Annotated in this window: 17 protein-coding genes and 1 tRNA gene; 10 read left to right on the top strand and 8 right to left on the bottom strand. The window is 64.8% G+C overall.

The features are described 5' to 3' along the window. The first annotated feature begins 133 nt into the window (after positions 1–133). Positions 134–1,786, top strand: coding sequence for an isovaleryl-CoA dehydrogenase (locus DU505_RS18095; protein ID WP_114480393.1), 1,653 nt, complete (start codon positions 134–136; stop codon positions 1,784–1,786). Here DU505_RS18095 and DU505_RS18090 read toward each other — a convergent pair. From DU505_RS18090 to DU505_RS18070, 6 genes are all read right to left on the bottom strand, one after another. Then, entirely contained in the window at positions 1,726–2,961 is a 1,236-nt protein-coding gene (locus DU505_RS18090; protein ID WP_114480392.1) for an EAL domain-containing response regulator, read from the bottom strand. The genes DU505_RS18095 and DU505_RS18090 overlap by 61 nt on opposite strands. A gap of 74 nt (positions 2,962–3,035) precedes the next feature. After that, the gene (locus tag DU505_RS18085; protein WP_114480391.1) at positions 3,036–3,653 is read right to left on the bottom strand and encodes a LysE family translocator; all 618 of its coding nucleotides are present in this window, start codon (positions 3,651–3,653) and stop codon (positions 3,036–3,038) included. Between the two features lie 53 nt (positions 3,654–3,706). Continuing rightward, complete coding sequence (gene rnk / locus DU505_RS18080; protein WP_114480390.1) at positions 3,707–4,120, bottom strand: nucleoside diphosphate kinase regulator; 414 nt, start codon at positions 4,118–4,120, stop codon at positions 3,707–3,709. 139 nt (positions 4,121–4,259) lie between these two features. After that, a complete protein-coding gene (locus DU505_RS22635) occupies positions 4,260–4,415 on the bottom strand; it encodes a hypothetical protein (protein WP_181872864.1) in 156 nt (51 codons plus the stop codon). A 76-nt stretch (positions 4,416–4,491) separates the two neighbouring features. Beyond that, on the bottom strand, positions 4,492–4,812 hold the full coding sequence (locus DU505_RS18075) for a hypothetical protein (RefSeq protein WP_147273096.1): 321 nt from the start codon (positions 4,810–4,812) through the stop codon (positions 4,492–4,494). Between the two features lie 217 nt (positions 4,813–5,029). Further along, entirely contained in the window at positions 5,030–5,224 is a 195-nt protein-coding gene (locus DU505_RS18070) for a hypothetical protein (protein ID WP_114480388.1), read from the bottom strand. A 920-nt stretch (positions 5,225–6,144) separates the two neighbouring features. Here DU505_RS18070 and DU505_RS18065 point away from each other — a divergent pair. After that, positions 6,145–6,882, top strand: coding sequence for a Crp/Fnr family transcriptional regulator (locus tag DU505_RS18065; RefSeq protein ID WP_114480387.1), 738 nt, complete (start codon positions 6,145–6,147; stop codon positions 6,880–6,882). A 142-nt stretch (positions 6,883–7,024) separates the two neighbouring features. On the opposite strand, the gene DU505_RS18060 is transcribed toward DU505_RS18065, so the two are convergent. Further along, positions 7,025–7,111 (bottom strand) — tRNA-Leu (locus DU505_RS18060). A 138-nt stretch (positions 7,112–7,249) separates the two neighbouring features. On the opposite strand from DU505_RS18060, the gene queA reads away from it, so the two are divergent. From queA to secF, 5 genes are all read left to right on the top strand, one after another. Next, positions 7,250–8,290, top strand: a complete 1,041-nt coding sequence (queA, locus tag DU505_RS18055; RefSeq protein WP_114480386.1) for a tRNA preQ1(34) S-adenosylmethionine ribosyltransferase-isomerase QueA — start codon at positions 7,250–7,252, stop codon at positions 8,288–8,290. Between the two features lie 147 nt (positions 8,291–8,437). After that, entirely contained in the window at positions 8,438–9,556 is a 1,119-nt protein-coding gene (gene tgt, locus DU505_RS18050) for a tRNA guanosine(34) transglycosylase Tgt (protein WP_479688579.1), read from the top strand. A 99-nt stretch (positions 9,557–9,655) separates the two neighbouring features. Beyond that, positions 9,656–9,985: a preprotein translocase subunit YajC gene (gene yajC, locus DU505_RS18045; RefSeq protein WP_114480384.1), complete on the top strand. Its 330-nt coding sequence runs from the start codon at positions 9,656–9,658 to the stop codon at positions 9,983–9,985. A gap of 192 nt (positions 9,986–10,177) precedes the next feature. Further along, positions 10,178–12,028 (top strand): protein translocase subunit SecD, encoded by a 1,851-nt coding sequence (gene secD / locus DU505_RS18040; protein ID WP_114480383.1) that lies wholly within the window; start codon positions 10,178–10,180, stop codon positions 12,026–12,028. Between the two features lie 9 nt (positions 12,029–12,037). Beyond that, positions 12,038–12,967 carry a protein translocase subunit SecF gene (gene secF, locus DU505_RS18035; RefSeq protein WP_114480382.1) on the top strand — a complete coding sequence of 310 codons (930 nt, stop codon included), beginning with the start codon at positions 12,038–12,040 and terminating at the stop codon, positions 12,965–12,967. Positions 12,968–13,046: 79 nt separating this feature from the next. Here the strand turns inward: secF and DU505_RS18030 are convergent, their stop codons facing one another. Beyond that, complete coding sequence (locus DU505_RS18030) at positions 13,047–13,841, bottom strand: inositol monophosphatase family protein (protein ID WP_114480381.1); 795 nt, start codon at positions 13,839–13,841, stop codon at positions 13,047–13,049. Between the two features lie 173 nt (positions 13,842–14,014). Here DU505_RS18030 and DU505_RS18025 point away from each other — a divergent pair, with 173 nt between their 5' ends. From DU505_RS18025 to iscR, 3 genes are all read left to right on the top strand, one after another. Continuing rightward, positions 14,015–14,806: an RNA methyltransferase gene (locus tag DU505_RS18025; protein WP_114480380.1), complete on the top strand. Its 792-nt coding sequence runs from the start codon at positions 14,015–14,017 to the stop codon at positions 14,804–14,806. 87 nt (positions 14,807–14,893) lie between these two features. After that, complete coding sequence (gene cysE / locus DU505_RS18020) at positions 14,894–15,757, top strand: serine O-acetyltransferase (protein ID WP_114480379.1); 864 nt, start codon at positions 14,894–14,896, stop codon at positions 15,755–15,757. Between the two features lie 131 nt (positions 15,758–15,888). Beyond that, complete coding sequence (iscR, locus tag DU505_RS18015) at positions 15,889–16,359, top strand: Fe-S cluster assembly transcriptional regulator IscR (protein ID WP_114480378.1); 471 nt, start codon at positions 15,889–15,891, stop codon at positions 16,357–16,359. Positions 16,360–16,375: the final 16 nt, after the last annotated feature.

Genomic DNA, 16,375 nt, shown 5'->3' with positions numbered 1-16,375 from the left:
GCCGAAGGCTGCGAGTCAACCGGAGCCTATGGGGTATAGGTGAGGATTTCGACCGGGCTGGCGCACCAGCACCGCGCAACGCAGCGATTCGCTCGCGCAGACAGTTGTGCAGTGTTTTCCAAGGAGTGCCGCCATGAACGACTCATCCCCCCGGACCCGCATGGCGACCCACGAGGTACTCAACCAGCCCGCCCCCCGTGGCGACCGAGACCTGCTCGCCGGGGATCTGCCGCTGCGCGAGGCACTGGCCAGGGAAGCCCCGCCGTGGGTCGCCGAGCGCCTCGCGCCCCTGGGCCGCGAAACAGGCAGTAACCGTGTCGCCGCCCTGGGAGAGGAAGCCAACCGACACCCGCCGGAGCTGCGACTCTTCGACCGCCACGGCCGGCGCCTGGACGAGGTGCGCTATCACCCCGCCTACCACGAGCTGATGACGATGGCGATGGCCGGCGGCTGGCATGCAGTGGCCTGGCAGGAGGAGGGCCGCGGCGGCCACCAGGCTCATGTCGCCGCCCTCTACCTGCTGACCCAGGCCGAACCGGGCTTCTGCTGCCCGGTGACCATGACCCACGCCGCCATGCCGGTGCTGCGCCACAGCCCGGAGGTGGAGGCGGCCTGGGCACCCGGCCTGCTGGCCAACGCCTATGATCCCCGCCCTCTGCCGGCCGCGCATAAGCGAGGCCTGACCTTCGGCATGGCCATGACCGAGAAGCAAGGGGGCAGCGATGTGCGCAGCAATTCCACACGGGCCGAACCCGACGGCGACGGTTGGCGGCTCACCGGACACAAGTGGTTCTGCAGCGCACCGATGTCCGACGCCTTTTTCACCCTGGCACAGACCAACGACGGCCTCTCCTGCTTCCTGGTACCGCGTTTCACGCCGGACGGCGAACGCAACGCCATCGAACTGCAGCGGCTCAAGGAGAAGTGCGGCAATCGCGCCAATGCCTCCGCCGAGATCGAGTATCGCGGCGCCTGGGCCACGCCGGTGGGCGAGCCCGGACGCGGCGTGGCCACCATCATCGGCATGGTGCAGCAGACCCGGCTGGACGCGGCCACCGCCCCGGTGGGCATGATGCGCCAGGCCCTGGCGGAGGCCTGGCAGCACACGCGGCAGCGACACGCCTTCGGCAAGGCGCTGGCCGAGCAGCCACTGATGCGCAGCGTCCTCGCCGACCTGGCGCTGGAGGTGGAGGCCGGCGTTGCACTCGCCATGCGCACCGCTCGCGCCTTCGACGGGGCCGCCCAGGGCGACGAGCATGAAACCGCCCTGGCCCGGCTGCTGCCGTCACTGGCCAAGTACTGGCACAACAAGCGCGGGCCCGGGTTCATGGCCGAGGCCATGGAGTGCCTGGGCGGCATCGGTTACGTGGAGGAGGCGCCGCTGGCGCGGCTCTACCGGGAGGCGCCGGTGAACTCGATCTGGGAGGGGTCGGGCAACGTGATGTGCCTCGACGTGCTGCGGGTACTGGCCCGGCACCCGGAGTCGATCGAGGCGCTGCGAGCCGAGCTGGTCGCGACCCGGGGACAGCAGCCGGACTTCGACCTGGCGCTGGCCGGGCTGGAGCGCGAGCTGGCGCTGCACTCCGATGCAGTGGAGGCCAGGGCGCGCTGGCTGTCCCAGCGCCTGGCGCAGTGCCTGCAGGCCTCACTGCTGCTGCGTCTTGCCCCCAACGAGGTGGCCGAGACCTTCTGTCGCTCCCGGCTCGGCAGGGAAGCCAGCCCGGCCTACGGCGTGCTGCCGGCCGACGCCCCACTGGCCGCGATCCTGGCACGGATCGGCGACTGATCCGAGGCCAGCTCGGGAATCATGTCGGCGGGGACCGGCCGCGACAGGCCGAAGCCCTGCACATGGGTACAGCCGAAACGGGCCAGGGTCGGCAGGCAGTCGAGCTCCTCGACCCCTTCGGCCACCACCCGGATACCCAGACGGCGCCCCAGCAGGGCGACCGCCTCGACGATAGCCGCATCCTGAGAGTCCTGCTGCAGGTGCCGCACGAAGCTGCGGTCGATCTTGAGTTCGCTGATCGGCAGCATCTGCAGCCGCGACAGCGACGAGAAGCCCACGCCGAAGTCGTCCACCGACACTTCCATCCCGTTGAGGTGCAGCCGGGCGGCGATTTCCGAGCCCAGCAGCTCGTCATCCATGGCCGCGGTCTCGGTGATCTCGAGCACCACCAGGGGCGGCTCGCCCGGCCGGCGATGGCGCGTGATCGCGAGCAGCTGCGACTCCATCAGGTCATCGGCGGTGACATTGACCGATAGCGACAGTACGACGCCCATGCTCGCCCACCGCTCGGCATCAGACAGCGCCTGCTCGAGCACGTGGCAGGTCAACCGGCGGCTCTGGCCGGCAGTGAGCATGGGCAGGAAGCTGGCCGGTCCGATCAGGCCGATCTCGGGGTGCGACCAGCGCACCAGCGCCTCGACGCCACTCAATCGGCCCGTGGCGAGCTCGAACTGCGGCTGGTAGTGAAGGGTGAGTTCGTGCTGTTCCAGGGCCCGGTCGAGCTCGGCGGCGGAGAAAAAGGGGTCGTCCTCGGGGGCGATGGTCGGCTTGCGCCCCAGATGCAGCCGGTCCAACCGCTGGCGCAGCTCGGCCAGGCGCATCGGCTTGTCCAGCGAGCCGAGCATCTGCAGGCCCAGGGTGTGCCCCACCCGCTCGGCGATGCGTGAGATCTTCCGTTCGACGCCGCCCAGCAGCAGCACCCAGCCGGCATAGCGCCGTTCGGCCAGCAGGCGCAGCAAGGCAATTCCATCCGGGTCGCCGAATTCCAGCCCCATTATGACCAGTTGAGGTTCGCACTCGGCGAACTCTTCCAGCAGGAGATCGGCCCGACGATAGCAGCGGCTCTCCATGCCCAGCACATGCAGCTGGAGCGACAGGACAGCCACCACATCGGGATCCTCGTCCAGGACCACGGCCAGGGCGCGGTCCTGCTCTTCTATCGACAACACGTCCATGGGGGCTTCCGCTTGCGAACAGCCTTGAGGCTACCATCATCCCCTGCGCGAGGCCGGGCCGACTATCAACGCTGTCAGCCGAGAGGGCCGACCACTACCCGCAGGGCAAGGGCCAGCAGCATCACGCCGGTGATGCGATGGATCCAGTGCGAGCGGCTCTGGAGCCAGGGCAGCACCCGGGAGTGGGTCAGCGCCACCGCCACCAGCACATACCAGCCGCCGTCGATGATCATGGCGGTGAGCACGATGATCGCCTTGGCCGCCAGGCTCATGTCCGGGGTGACGAACTGGCTGAGCAGGGCAATGAAGAACAGGATCAGCTTGGGGTTGCCCAGCGCCACCAGCATGCCTTCCCGCGCCGCCTGGCTGCGGGTCGTGGCCGTGCCCGCGGCTTCCAGGGCGCCGGCCCGCCCGGCGCGCAGCGCCTTGATGCCGAGCCAGGCCAGATAGGCCGCGCCCGCCCAGGTGATCGCCTGGAACAGGGTCGGGTAGCGCACGATCAGCGCCCCCAGGCCCCATACCGTCAGCAGGGCATAGAAGCCCACCCCCAGCGCATGGAAGAGTGCCGCCACCACCCCCGGCGCGCGTCCGCCGCCCAGGGTGTGGCGCAGCACCAGCGCCAGGCTGGGCCCGGGAGACATGGCCCCCATGGCGCAGACCGCCACCAGCGACATCCATAGTGAAAACGGCATCCTGATCTTCTCCTCGATATAGCCGACGCCACCCTTCGGCGCCGCCCATGACCTCAGCGGTGAAACTGCCCTTCCCGCTCCGGCTGCCACAGGATGGCGTCGATGCGCAGCTTCGTCTCGCCGCCTCCCGGCAGCGGCCAGTCGATGACGTCACCGATACGCAGGCCGATCAGTCCCGCGCCGATGGGCGCCATGACCGAGATGCCGTCTTCGGTCTTGGCCAGGGCGTGGGGGTAGACCAGGGTGCGGATGATCTGTCGGTTGCGGTTCAGATCAGTGAACTGTACCTGACTGTTCATGCTGACCACATCGTCGGGAATCTCTTCGGGATCGACAACCTCGCCCCGCTCGAGCTCCTCCTCCAGGCAGTCGGCGACGAAGCGATCCTTGTCATCCGCCTGGTCGATCAGGCGCTGCAGACGGTCGGCATCCAGACGATTGATGAGAATGGGGGGACGGGGTGACATTACGACCTCCTTGTGGCCGGTCAGCGACAGGTGAACGCGCTGCCGGCCCTGCAACAAAAACAGCCCTTCGCCCGCATTGGGGGAGAAGGACTGTGACGAAAGCACCATGATAAGCCCGATGGCGGGCCTTGTCAGGCCCTCACGGCCGGTTTCGGCGGCCTGTCAGGATCACCACGACGCCCAGCACGGCCAGCGCCAGGCCAACGAACATTGCCGGGTTCTGGGCCTGGAAGCCGAACAGGGTCAAGGCTACCCCCAGCACGATCAATGCCACGGCGAACCACTTCACACCCATGACGCACTCCTCGAAATTCAGTATAGCCGCCAGCATGACGTCGATACTGAGGCATATCAAGGAAATAGCGGATGCGTCACATCACACCGAGAGTTTCCAGCGCCCTGCGGGTCACCTCGAAAGGAACGTAGAGCGCTTCCGGACTGAGGTTCAGTACCACCATCAACAGGGTGAAGGTTACCGCGCAGCCGATGAAGAAGCTCACCACGTGAAAGCCACGCCGCGCAGCCGCCTCCACCGGGCGGCTTCCGCTTCGATGTGCCCTGGGTGGAAAGCCCGTCTCGTCGGCGAACGTCTCGTCGTCGCTTGCTCGGCCACGGCGCAACCACCCCGGCGGCGGCCGGCCCTCACGCCGGTCCCCCTCCTTCCAACTCTCCTCCCGATCTTCCATCCCCATGCTCGCACCCTCACCAGTATCGCCACTGCGTCACATTATCATAGCCCCAGGAGCCTGGCGGATTTGACCGGTCGTCACGAGAGATTTGGATTTCGAGAGAAGTCTATCGAACTGGTGAGGCGAATCGCGCGCTATTTAATGAATCAAATCGAATAAAATTGGCCGAAAGGAGGGGGCTCGTCCTGTCCAGCTTGTATGGGGCCGATCACCGAACTCGTCAAGCCTGGGCTTGTTTCGGCGTGCGGCGCCAGGATACTTTCGGCTTTCTTCGAGCAGACCCGGGGCTCAGCGCCACCGCGTATAACATCAGGCCCACGGATCCAAGGATGATTCGCGTGCCGGGGGAATCCTGGGCGGTGATAGCCAAGAGAAAAACTATCGTTCCAAGCGCCAGGGCAAAGATGGATTTCATAACACTTCCTGATTACTCATCTTGGTCAGCCATCACGTCGGCCTGAGAGCATATCTCTCCAGGCCAGAACAGAGCCACCAAACAGTTTTCGACTTTAACTAAATTCTTTATCAGCTACCTTTTCGAGCCCGACACCTCATCGAATCAACACACCCCAATTGCCGGAAAACGTGTTCCTGGCGCATCGGTAGCGGTGAATATCTGTAGATTAACGGCTCTTTCAGGCAGCCGGGCATCTCAGTCAAGATAGGCAGCTATTGCGTCCACGCAAGACAGGTTAATCCGCGCCCGCTCGCCCCAGCACTCCAGGACCTCAGCATCAAATGCAGTTGATTTAATTTTCTCGAACGAATTACCGTTAAATTTCGTGGATTTCATAAATATTACTCTCTATAGAATTGCACTGTCACGATAGCTGAAAAATCATGAAGGACAGGACAAATGAAAACAACTTAAGAAGAAATGAACGTACCAAGTGAACATACTTGGAATATCTTTTCTGCTGACAGGAATTAAATTTTTCTTTGTCTGGCATTGCCGTGTCACAAACCAGCCGGGATAATACCTAGTTGCCAGGCCAGATCATCATGCGCGCTGCCAGCTCAGCATCGGGATCGAATCACGCACGTAGCACTATGCGAGTTGCGCTACGTCCCTGTAGCGCTGCGCGCAACGTCCTGTTTAGGCATCTCCTTTGCCACGCTTGTCCAGAGTATGGACCTTACGGCACGCACTCACTGTGCGCTGACGAACATAGCGTTGCGAAATCGGCAGAAGCGCGGGCAAGGCAAGCCTTCGCGGATTCCATAGCAATTGTGTATTCCTGGGCTAACGTACATAGCACGTGTTTCGATTCTGGCGTGTGTCGGCGCTTGCCCCCGCGCCTGGAGAACTTGTCAGCTAGAGGAGTGTTGTCGATCATGGCCCAACAATCTGATCCGCGTCAGAATTCCATGCTGGCAGCCTTGCCGTTGGATGAATACCAGCGCCTGGCGCCCCTGCTCGAGCCGGTCGAGCTGAAGCTGGGGGCTTCGCTAGCCGAGTCGGGAGAGACGATGCGTTATGTCTATTTCCCGACGGATGCCATCGTATCGCTGCTGTGCGTCATGGAAGATGGTGACTCGACAGAAATCGCCGTCGTCGGCGCCGAGGGTGTCGTCGGCATCTCGCTGTTCATGGGCGGCGAAACCACACCGAGCCGTGCCATCGTGCAGAGCGCAGGCAGCGCCTATCGCCTCAGTGGGCCGCTGGTGAAGGCCGAGTTCTATCGTGCGGGCCCCCTGCAGGACCTGCTGCTGCGTTACACCCAGGCACTGATCACCCAGATGGCGCAGACTGCGGTGTGCAACCGGCATCACAGCCTGGATCAGCAGCTGTGTCGCTGGCTGTTGCTGAGCCTGGATCGCTTGCCGACCAACGAGCTGCGAATGACCCAGGAACTGATCGCCAACATGCTTGGCGTACGTCGAGAAGGTGTCACCGAGTCGGCCGGAAAGCTGCAGAGAGCCGGCCTGATTGCTTACCATCGCGGGCGCATCACTATTCTGGACAGACCCGGTCTGGAAGCGCGGGTCTGTGAGTGCTATGCGATCGTCAAGAAGGAATACGACCGCCTGATGACCTATCGTCGTCCTCCCCGGGACAGGGGGATCGGATAGCGCTTACCTCAGGTCATCTTCGAAGCAGGCGCATGATGACATCGGCTGGCGCGCCTCGCCGCGACCGAAACTGTGCGACCAAGCACTGAAAACAGAGGGCCAGAAACGCAAAACAGCCGCTCGTAAGCGACTGTTTTTCAAGTGGTACCGGCGGTCGGACTCGAACCGACAAGGGCTTGCACCCGGCGGATTTTGAATCCGCTGCGTCTACCAATTCCGCCACGCCGGCAGCGCGGTGCATTATACGTGGCCGTCACCGCAGGTCAATCGGGATGCCTGACGACGCGGCCATTTTTCGGTATCCTTGCGGGCTTGTCCGGCTGCCCGACAGCCGCTTCGCCGACCATTCCTGCGGACCCGAACCTGCATGCAGCGCGCCGATTTCCATTACGAGCTTCCCGAGGAGCTGATTGCTCGCTACCCCTCCGAGCAGCGCAGCGACTGTCGCCTGCTGTGCGTGGATGGCGCCAGCGGCGAGCTGGCCCACCGGCGCTTCGTCGACCTGCTCGACCTGCTCGAGCCCGGTGACCTGCTGGTGTTCAACGATACCCGGGTGATTCCCGCGCGACTGCACGGCCACAAGGCCAGCGGCGGCAAGGTGGAAATGCTGCTGGAGCGTCCGCTGGACACCCACCGGGGCCTGGCGCACCTGCGCAGCAGCAAGTCGCCCAAGCCCGGCACCGAATTGATCTTCGAGGGCGACATCCATGCCGTGGTGGAGGGCCGCCGCGATGCGCTGTTCGAGCTGCGCTTCCTTGGCGAGACGCCGTTGATCGCGCTGCTGGAGCGTCATGGCCATATGCCGCTGCCGCCCTACATCACCCGCGACGACGAGCTGGCCGACCGCGAGCGCTACCAGACCGTCTATGCGCGCCGCGACGGCGCCGTGGCCGCCCCCACCGCGGGGCTGCACTTCGACGAGCCGCTGCTGCAGCGCCTGGCCGAGAAGGGCATCGACAGTGCCTTCGTCACCCTGCACGTGGGCGCAGGCACCTTCCAGCCGGTTCGCGCCGACGACATCCGCGAACACGAGATGCACAGCGAGTGGATCGAGGTGGGCGAGGTCGCCTGCGAGAAGGTGCGAGCCGCCCGCGCCGCCGGCCGCCGAGTGGTCGCGGTGGGCACCACCAGCGTGCGCTGCCTGGAGAGCGCCTGCGCCAACAGCAGCGACGGCGAGATCGCTCCCTACAGCGGCGAGACCGATATCTTCATCTACCCGGGCTACGAATGGCGCTGCGTGGATGCCCTGATCACCAACTTCCACCTGCCCGAGTCGACGCTGCTGATGCTGGTGGCGTCCTTCGCCGGGTACGAGACCATCATGGCCGCCTATGGCGAAGCCGTGGCCGAGCGCTACGCCTTCTTCAGCTATGGCGACGCCATGCTCCTGACCCGCAAGACAGGCTGAGTTCGATCATGCTGAATTCAACGCCGACTCATTCACACCCGGCTTCCTGCCCGGCAAACGCCGTGAGTTCGCCAGCGCTTGCCTCGCCCCATCCTGCTCGGCACCCCCCGTTTCCCTATCGAGATACCCATGCGTAACGAATCCTTCCTGTCCTTCGAGCGGCTGGCCAGCGACGGCCGGGCCCGACGCGGTCGCCTCACCTTCCCCCGCGGCACGGTGGAAACGCCGGCCTTCATGCCGGTGGGCACCTATGGCACGGTCAAGGGCATGACCCCCGTTTCGGTGGAGGAGATCGGCGCCGAGATCATCCTCGGCAATACCTTCCACCTGTGGCTGCGCCCGGGCACCGAGGTGATCGAGGGCCACGGCGACCTGCACGATTTCTCCCAATGGCACAGGCCGATCCTCACCGACTCCGGCGGCTTCCAGGTTTTCTCTCTGGGCAAGATGCGCAAGATCACCGAGGAGGGCGTGCACTTCCGCTCGCCGGTGGACGGCGCCAAGGTCTTCATGGGGCCCGAGGAGTCGATCGCGGTGCAGCGTTCGCTGGGTTCCGACGTGGTGATGATCTTCGACGAGTGCACGCCCTATCCGGCCACGGAGCAGGAAGCCGCACTCTCCATGGAGCGCTCGCTGCGCTGGGCAAAGCGCTCCCGCGAGGCCCATGGCGACTCCCCTTCGGCGCTGTTCGGCATCATCCAGGGGGGCATGTACCCCGAGCTTCGCCGCCGCTCCCTCGACGGCCTGCTCGAGATCGGCTTCGACGGCCTGGCCATCGGCGGCCTCTCCGTGGGCGAGCCCAAGGAAGAGATGATCGGGGTGCTGGACTACCTGCCCGAATGGATGCCGGAGGAGTACCCTCGCTACCTGATGGGCGTGGGCAAGCCGGAAGACCTGGTGGAGGGTGTGCGCCGCGGCGTGGACATGTTCGATTGCGTGATGCCCACCCGCAACGCCCGCAACGGCCACCTCTTCACCGCCGAAGGCACCATCAAGATCCGCAATGCCAAGCACCGCCACGACACGCGGCCTCTGGAAGCGGGTTGTGACTGCTATACCTGCCAGCACTTCTCCCGCGGTTACCTGCACCACCTGGACCGCTGTGGCGAAATGCTCGGCTCAATGCTCAATACGATCCACAACCTGCGCCACTATCAGCGCCTCATGGCCGGTTTGCGCGGTGCCATCGAAGCGGGTACATTGGCGGACTTCGTGGAAGGCTACTATGCGCAGCGGGGGCTGCCGGTACCTCCCGCACCGAATTGATGACCGGTCGACTGCCCTGGCCCGCCCGCCTCGCAGCATCGCTGGATAAACGTTTCTCGCACGCAACCTTAACTTACCCTCTCAGGAGACACGCCTCTCATGCTGGATTTCTTCATCTCTCCGGCCATGGCCCAGGACGCTGGCGCCGCCGGTGGCGGCATCGCTCAGATCGTCATGCTGGTCGGCTTCGTACTGATTTTCTATTTCCTGCTGTGGCGCCCTCAGGCCAAGCGGGCCAAGCAGCACCGTGAACTGGTCGGCGGCCTCTCCAAGGGCGACGAAGTGGTCATCGGCGGTGGCCTGCTGGGCCGGATCACCAAGGTTGGCGATGATTTCATCACCCTGGAAATTGCGGACAATACCGAGGTCAATGTACAGAAGAGCGCTGTGGCGAACGTGCTGCCCAAGGGCACCATCAAGTCCATCTGACTTCGACGCTCCTCGTCCTTGCCGATCGACCCTCCCCGGTCGGGTAACGGCGAGGGTCGCAATCCGGCCGATGCCCCGGGCGCCCTTCGCGCCAACGGGCATGCGGCCGTATTGTCGTCTCGTTAGCCGATTTTTCAGCCACTCCTTCTCACTTTCAGCAACCCGTATTCAGCAACCAAGGGCAGGGCTCGCATGCTCAACCGTTACCCCCTGTGGAAGTATCTGCTGATAGGCATTGTGCTGCTCGTAGGCCTGGTCTACTCGCTGCCCAACCTCTATCCGGAAGACCCGTCGGTACAGATCAGTAGTGCCCGCGGCGATGCCACCATCGATGCCGGCCAGCTCGACAGCATTCGCCAGTCGCTGCTCGACGCCGGGATCGACATCAAGGGCGTGGAAAGCGAGGACACCCGTGTCCTCATCCGCCTGGACGATCCCGACCACCAGCTGCGCTCCCGAGACATGATCGCCGATATGCTCGGCGACGATTACGTCGTGGCCTTGAACCTTGCCGAAGCGACACCAGAGTGGCTGCAGGCGCTCTCCGCCTCGCCCATGACCCTGGGACTCGACCTGCGCGGCGGCGTACACTTCCTGCTGGAAGTGGACATGGACGCAGCGCTCGAGCAACGGCTCGAAGTGAATGCCAGTGCCATGCGTGAGCAGCTGCGCAGCGAGCGCATCCGCTACCGCGGCACCGAGATCGAAGACCGCACTCTGACGATTACCTTCGCCAACGAAGAGGATCGCGATACTGCCCGCCGGTTGATCGCCCGCGAGTTCCGCGACTTCGACTACGAGAGTGCCGGCGATGGACGTGGCGCCCAGCTGGTCATGACCATGACCGAGCAGGCGGTCAACGACCTCCAGGACTATGCCATCAACCAGAACCTCACGACCCTGCGCAACCGGGTCGACGAGCTGGGCGTGGCCGAGCCCATGGTGCAGCGGCAGGGCCCCGACCGGATCGTGGTCGAGCTTCCCGGCGTGCAGGACACCGTGGCTGCCAAGCGGGTGGTGGGTGCGACCGCCAACCTCGAATTCCGCCTCGAGGCACGCCCCGACACCCCGGACGTCGAGACTGAGTCCTTCAGCTTCCGCAACGATCCTTCGCGCAGCGCCGACCTGATGCGTGACGTGATCATCACCGGCGACAGCGTCTCCAGCGCCAGCCGCAGCTTCGACGAGAACGGCCGGCCCCAGGTCAACATCAACCTGGACGGTACCGGCGGCACACTGATGAACCGCGCCACCCGCACCAACATCGGTCGGAACATGGCGGTGCTATTCATCGAGCACCGGACACGCGACCGCACGGTGATCGAGGACGGCGAGGAAATCACCGTTCGCGAACCCTATACCGAGCGTGGCCTGATCAGCCTGGCGACCATCCAGAGCGCACTGGGCAACAGCTTCCGCATCACCGGGCTCGACTCGCCCACAGAAGCGGCCGAGCTGGCGTTGCTGCTGCGCTCCGGCTCGCTGGCGGCACCGATCTACTTCGTACAGGAGCGCACCATCGGCCCGAGCCTGGGTGCGGAAAACATCAAGCGCGGCGTCATGTCGGTACAGATCGGCCTGCTGCTGGTGGTGCTGTTCATGCTGATCCGCTACAAGGTGTTCGGCATCTTTGCCAACGTGGCCCTGGCGCTCAACCTGACCCTGCTGATTGCCGCCATGTCGATGCTGGGTGCGACCCTCACCCTGCCCGGCATTGCCGGCATCGTGCTGACGCTGGGCATGGCGGTGGATGCCAACGTGCTGATATTCGAGCGAATACGCGAGGAACTGCGCAGCGGATTGTCGATCCAGCAGGCGATACACGCCGGTTACGAGCGCGCCTTCACCTCGATCGTCGATGCCAACATCACCACCCTGCTGGTGGCGGTCATCCTGTTCTCGATCGGCACCGGGCCGGTCAAGGGCTTCGCCGTGACCCTGTCGCTGGGGATCATCACATCGCTGTTCACCGCCCTGCTGGTGACCCGCTCGATGGTGAACCTCACCTACGGTGGCAAACCAGTCAAGAAGCTCTGGATATAAGAGGTGGTAATGAAAATCCTCAACAATCGACAGTTCGACTTCATGGGCAAGCGCCGCATCGCCTTCGCGGTGTCGGCGGCGCTGATCCTGGTGTCGATCGTCTCGCTGCTGTTTCAGCAGCTCAACCTGGGGCTGGACTTCACCGGCGGCACCCTGGTGGAGGTGCGCTACGGCGTGGCGCCTTCGCTCGAGGCCATCCGCCTGATCCTGGAGGACGCCGGCTTCCGCGACGTCTCGGTGCAGACCTTCGGCGCCTCCACCGAGGTGCTGATCCGCCTGCAACAGGCCTTCGACCCCGATGTCGGCGAGCGGGTGGTCAGCCTGCTACGAGCCGAAGGCGTCACCGTCGAACTGATCCGTGCCGAGTTCGTCGGCGCCCAGGTGGGTGAGCAGCTGCGCGACCGAAGCGGCCTGGGGCTGCTGGTGGCACTGGGCGTGGTGATGCTCTACGTCGCCTTTCGCTTCCAGTACAAGTTCGCCATCGGCGCCCTGCTGGCACTGATGCACGACGTGATCATCGTGGTCGGCATCTTCTCGCTGTTCCAGCTCGACTTCGACCTCACCGTGCTGGCCGCGCTGCTGGCGGTGATCGGCTACTCGCTCAACGACACCATCGTGGTCTACGACCGTATCCGCGAGACGATCCGCATGTCGCGGATCGACGATATGCCGGCGATCTTCAACGAAGCCATCAACCTCACCCTGTCCCGCACACTGGCGACGTCCGGTACCACCCTGCTGGTACTGCTGGCGCTGCTGCTGCTGGGCGGCGACATGATCCACTACTTCTCGATCGCGCTGATCATCGGCGTGGTGGTCGGTACCTTCTCCTCCATCTACGTTGCCGCGGCCCTGCTGCTCGCGGTGAAGCTGGAGCGCGAGGACCTGATCCCGACCAAGAAGGAAAATCTGGAAGAGGGCGAGGAGGAACTGCCGTAAGGCGCGTATCCCTGGCTGGAACCAAAACCGCCCCCGCAGCGACGCTGCGGGGGCGGTTTCGTTAGCGTTTCATGTCACATCAGAAGTGCGGCTTGAGCTGCTGAACCAAGGCCTTGTAGAGGCGCGGGCCGGCGGCCATGAGCCTGCCGTCGTCCTCCACCGAAGGCTGACCGTCGGGGGTGCCCATGAGTGCGCCGGCTTCCTTGAGCAGCAGGCTGCCGACCAGGCGGTCCTGCTCCTCCAGACCCAGCACGAAGGCGGCATCGACGCGACCCGCGGCGAGTTCGGCCATGTCGAGCAGGCCGCTACCAGTGGCCAGCTGGAGCTGGACCAGAGGGCCGAGCTGCTGGACCAGGGTAAGGTAGGCAGGCAGGTGACGGCTGCGCTGGTCGAATTCGGGCAGGCTCATGGCCAGGCTGGCGCCGCTGATGGCGGTGGTCTTGGGCACGCGAATACGCTTGCCGTTGTGCTGGGCACCGCGGCCACGGCTGGCCAGGTATTCGTCATCGCTGAAGGGGCAAATCACCACCGCATGCTCCGGGCGCCCCTTCACCAGGCAGACCAGGGACAGGGCGAAACCCTTGCCGGCCACGGCGAGGCTGGAATAGCCATGGAAGGGCTCGACCCGCCATTCGATGTCCTGCCCTTCTCCCTCGCCGGAACGGTGGGGGGTGAAGCGGCCGGAAATACCGTGCTGCGGATATCCGCGGCTGAGCTGATGCACGATCAGCGTCTCGGCATTGCGGGCGGTGTCCTCGAGCAGGCGCTCGAGGTTGTGTTCCTCGTGAGAGTTCTCGATGCGCTCACGAATGCGCAGGAACTGTTCGGCGGCACTGCGCGTGGCGCGCAACGCAAATTGGACCATCGGATGCATGATCGGGCCTTGGAGCGTCGGTGGTGTTAAAGAACAGGCTAGTTCGAACGAAGCGTGCGGGTCGAACGTATCGGCGCGAATCCTAGCAGAGTCGGCCCGCCTGTGCCATCGCCACGAGCGGACATGGTAGACTCTGCGCCCTCTTTTCCCGTGACGCGACAGGCAGGACTCCCATGCTCGACCGCATCCGCATCGTTCTGATCGGCACCAGCCACCCCGGCAATATCGGCGGCACCGCCCGTGCCATGCACAACATGGGGCTTGCCGACCTGGCCCTGGTAGCCCCGCGCTGCGAGCCGCTGACCAGCGACACCATTTCCCGCGCCTCGGGCGCCGATCATATCGTGCATAGCGCTCGCAGGGTCGAGACCCTGGAGCAGGCCGTTGCCGACTGCACCCTGGTGGTCGGCGCCAGCGCGCGTTCACGAACCCTGCCCTGGCCGATGATCACGCCCCGGACGCTGGGAAGCCGGCTGCCAGATGAGCTCTCCGGCGTCGAATCGCGGGTGGCGCTGGTATTCGGCCGCGAGGACAGCGGCCTCTCCAACACCGAGCTACAGCGCTGCCATGCCCACGTGCATATCCCGACCAACCCGGACTTCAGCTCGCTCAACCTGGCCGCGGCGGTCCAGGTACTGGCCTACGAGTGCCGCCTGGCCTCACTGGCACAGCACGAGGAAGAGGGAGGCGCCGAGGCCGAGCCACAACAGCCATTGGCAAGCCACGAGGAGCTGGAACACTATTTTGCCCACCTGGAGCGCACGCTGATCACCATCGGCTTCCATGACCCGGCCCTGCCCCGGCAACTGATGGCCCGGCTACGCCGCTTCACCCTGAAGGCCCGCCCCGAGCGCATGGAACTCAATATCCTGCGTGGTATCCTCACCACCACGGAGAAGCAGGTAGCCCGACCACAGGGCGAACAGCGGCAAGACGCCGACGACAGCAACACCCCGGCGCCTTGAAGCCGGCTCCCTGCGCCCCCAATATGGGAAGTTATCCCGACAGATGCCGCTACCGGCTCCGTCCCACCGCCACCCAAGGACCGCCGCATGTTTCAACGCCTGCGCGAGGACATCAACAGCGTATTCGCCCGTGACCCGGCGGCACGCAACTTCCTGGAAGTGCTGACCAACTATCCGGGCCTGCATGCACTGCTGCTCCATCGCCTGGCGCACTGGCTGTGGAAGAAGCATCTCAAGTGGCTGGCGCGCACCCTATCGACCTTCTCGCGCTGGCTGACCGGCATCGAGATACACCCCGGGGCGAAGATCGGCCGCCGCTTCTTCATCGATCACGGCATGGGCGTGGTGATCGGCGAGACCGCCGAGGTGAACGACGACGTCACGCTCTACCAGGGTGTTACCCTGGGTGGCACCAGCTGGCACAAGGGCAAGCGCCACCCGACCCTGGAACAGGGCGTGATCGTCGGGGCCGGCGCCAAGATCCTCGGTCCGTTCACCGTCGGTGCCGGGGCCAAGGTGGGCTCCAATGCGGTAGTCACCAAGGAGGTACCCGCCGGCGCCACGGTGGTGGGCATCCCGGGCAAGGTCGTCAAGCGCGAGGAGCCCGATGTGGCCGCCGTGCTCGACGTCGACCCGGCACGGCGCGAGGCGATCTGCCAGAAGTTCGGCTTCGACGCCTACGGCGTCAGCGAAGACATGCCAGACCCGGTGGCACGCTCGATCCAGGCCATGCTCGATCACATGCATGCCGTGGACGAGCGCATCGAACGCATGTGCAGCACGCTGCGCAAGCTGGACGCCGGTTACCGCGAGGGCAAGCTGCCCGAGCTGCGCGACGAGGATTTCGCCGATATCCTCGACGATGTCGATGCCTGCTGCGGCCCACCCAAAACGGCCCAGCACGCGCCGAAGGCCGATGACAAGGGCGACGCCCAGCAGGGCAATGGTTGACCGCAACGCTCGGGCTTTACCATAATGGCGTTCTGACTCCCGTGGCCCGCCGCACCGGCCGCGCCGCACACTGAGCGCCAGCCCTATACCGAGGCGCAGAGGTACGCAGCCATGCGTTCGACGAGCCCAGCATGCGTTTGACAACCAAGGGGCGCTACGCCGTCACCGCCATGCTTGACCTGGCCCTGAACAGCGACAAGGGCCCGACCTCCCTGGCCGACATCTCGCGCCGCCAGGAGATCTCGCTGCCCTATCTGGAGCAGCTCTTCGCACGCCTGCGCCGCGCTGCCCTGGTCAAGAGCGTCCGCGGCCCCGGTGGCGGCTACCTGTTGGCGCTGCCGGCCGAGGAGATATCGGTGTCGAAGGTGATCGATGCCGTCGACGAATCGGTGGATGCCACTCGCTGCCAGGGTCTGTCCGACTGCCAGCAGGGCGATACCTGCCTGACCCACCACCTGTGGTGTGACCTTTCCGAGCAGATCCGTGGCTTTCTCGACGGCATCACCCTCGGACAGCTGGTCGAGAACGGCGACGTTCGCCGAATCGCCAAGCGTCAGCGCGGCCGCCAGGATGCCAACACCATCCTGACCTCTGCGCCCTGATCGCCAACGGACGCCT

The sequence above is a fragment of the Billgrantia montanilacus genome, from assembly GCF_003336675.1.
Classification (GTDB): domain Bacteria; phylum Pseudomonadota; class Gammaproteobacteria; order Pseudomonadales; family Halomonadaceae; genus Halomonas; species Halomonas montanilacus.
This window is presented reverse-complemented; position numbering and strand designations above follow the sequence as displayed.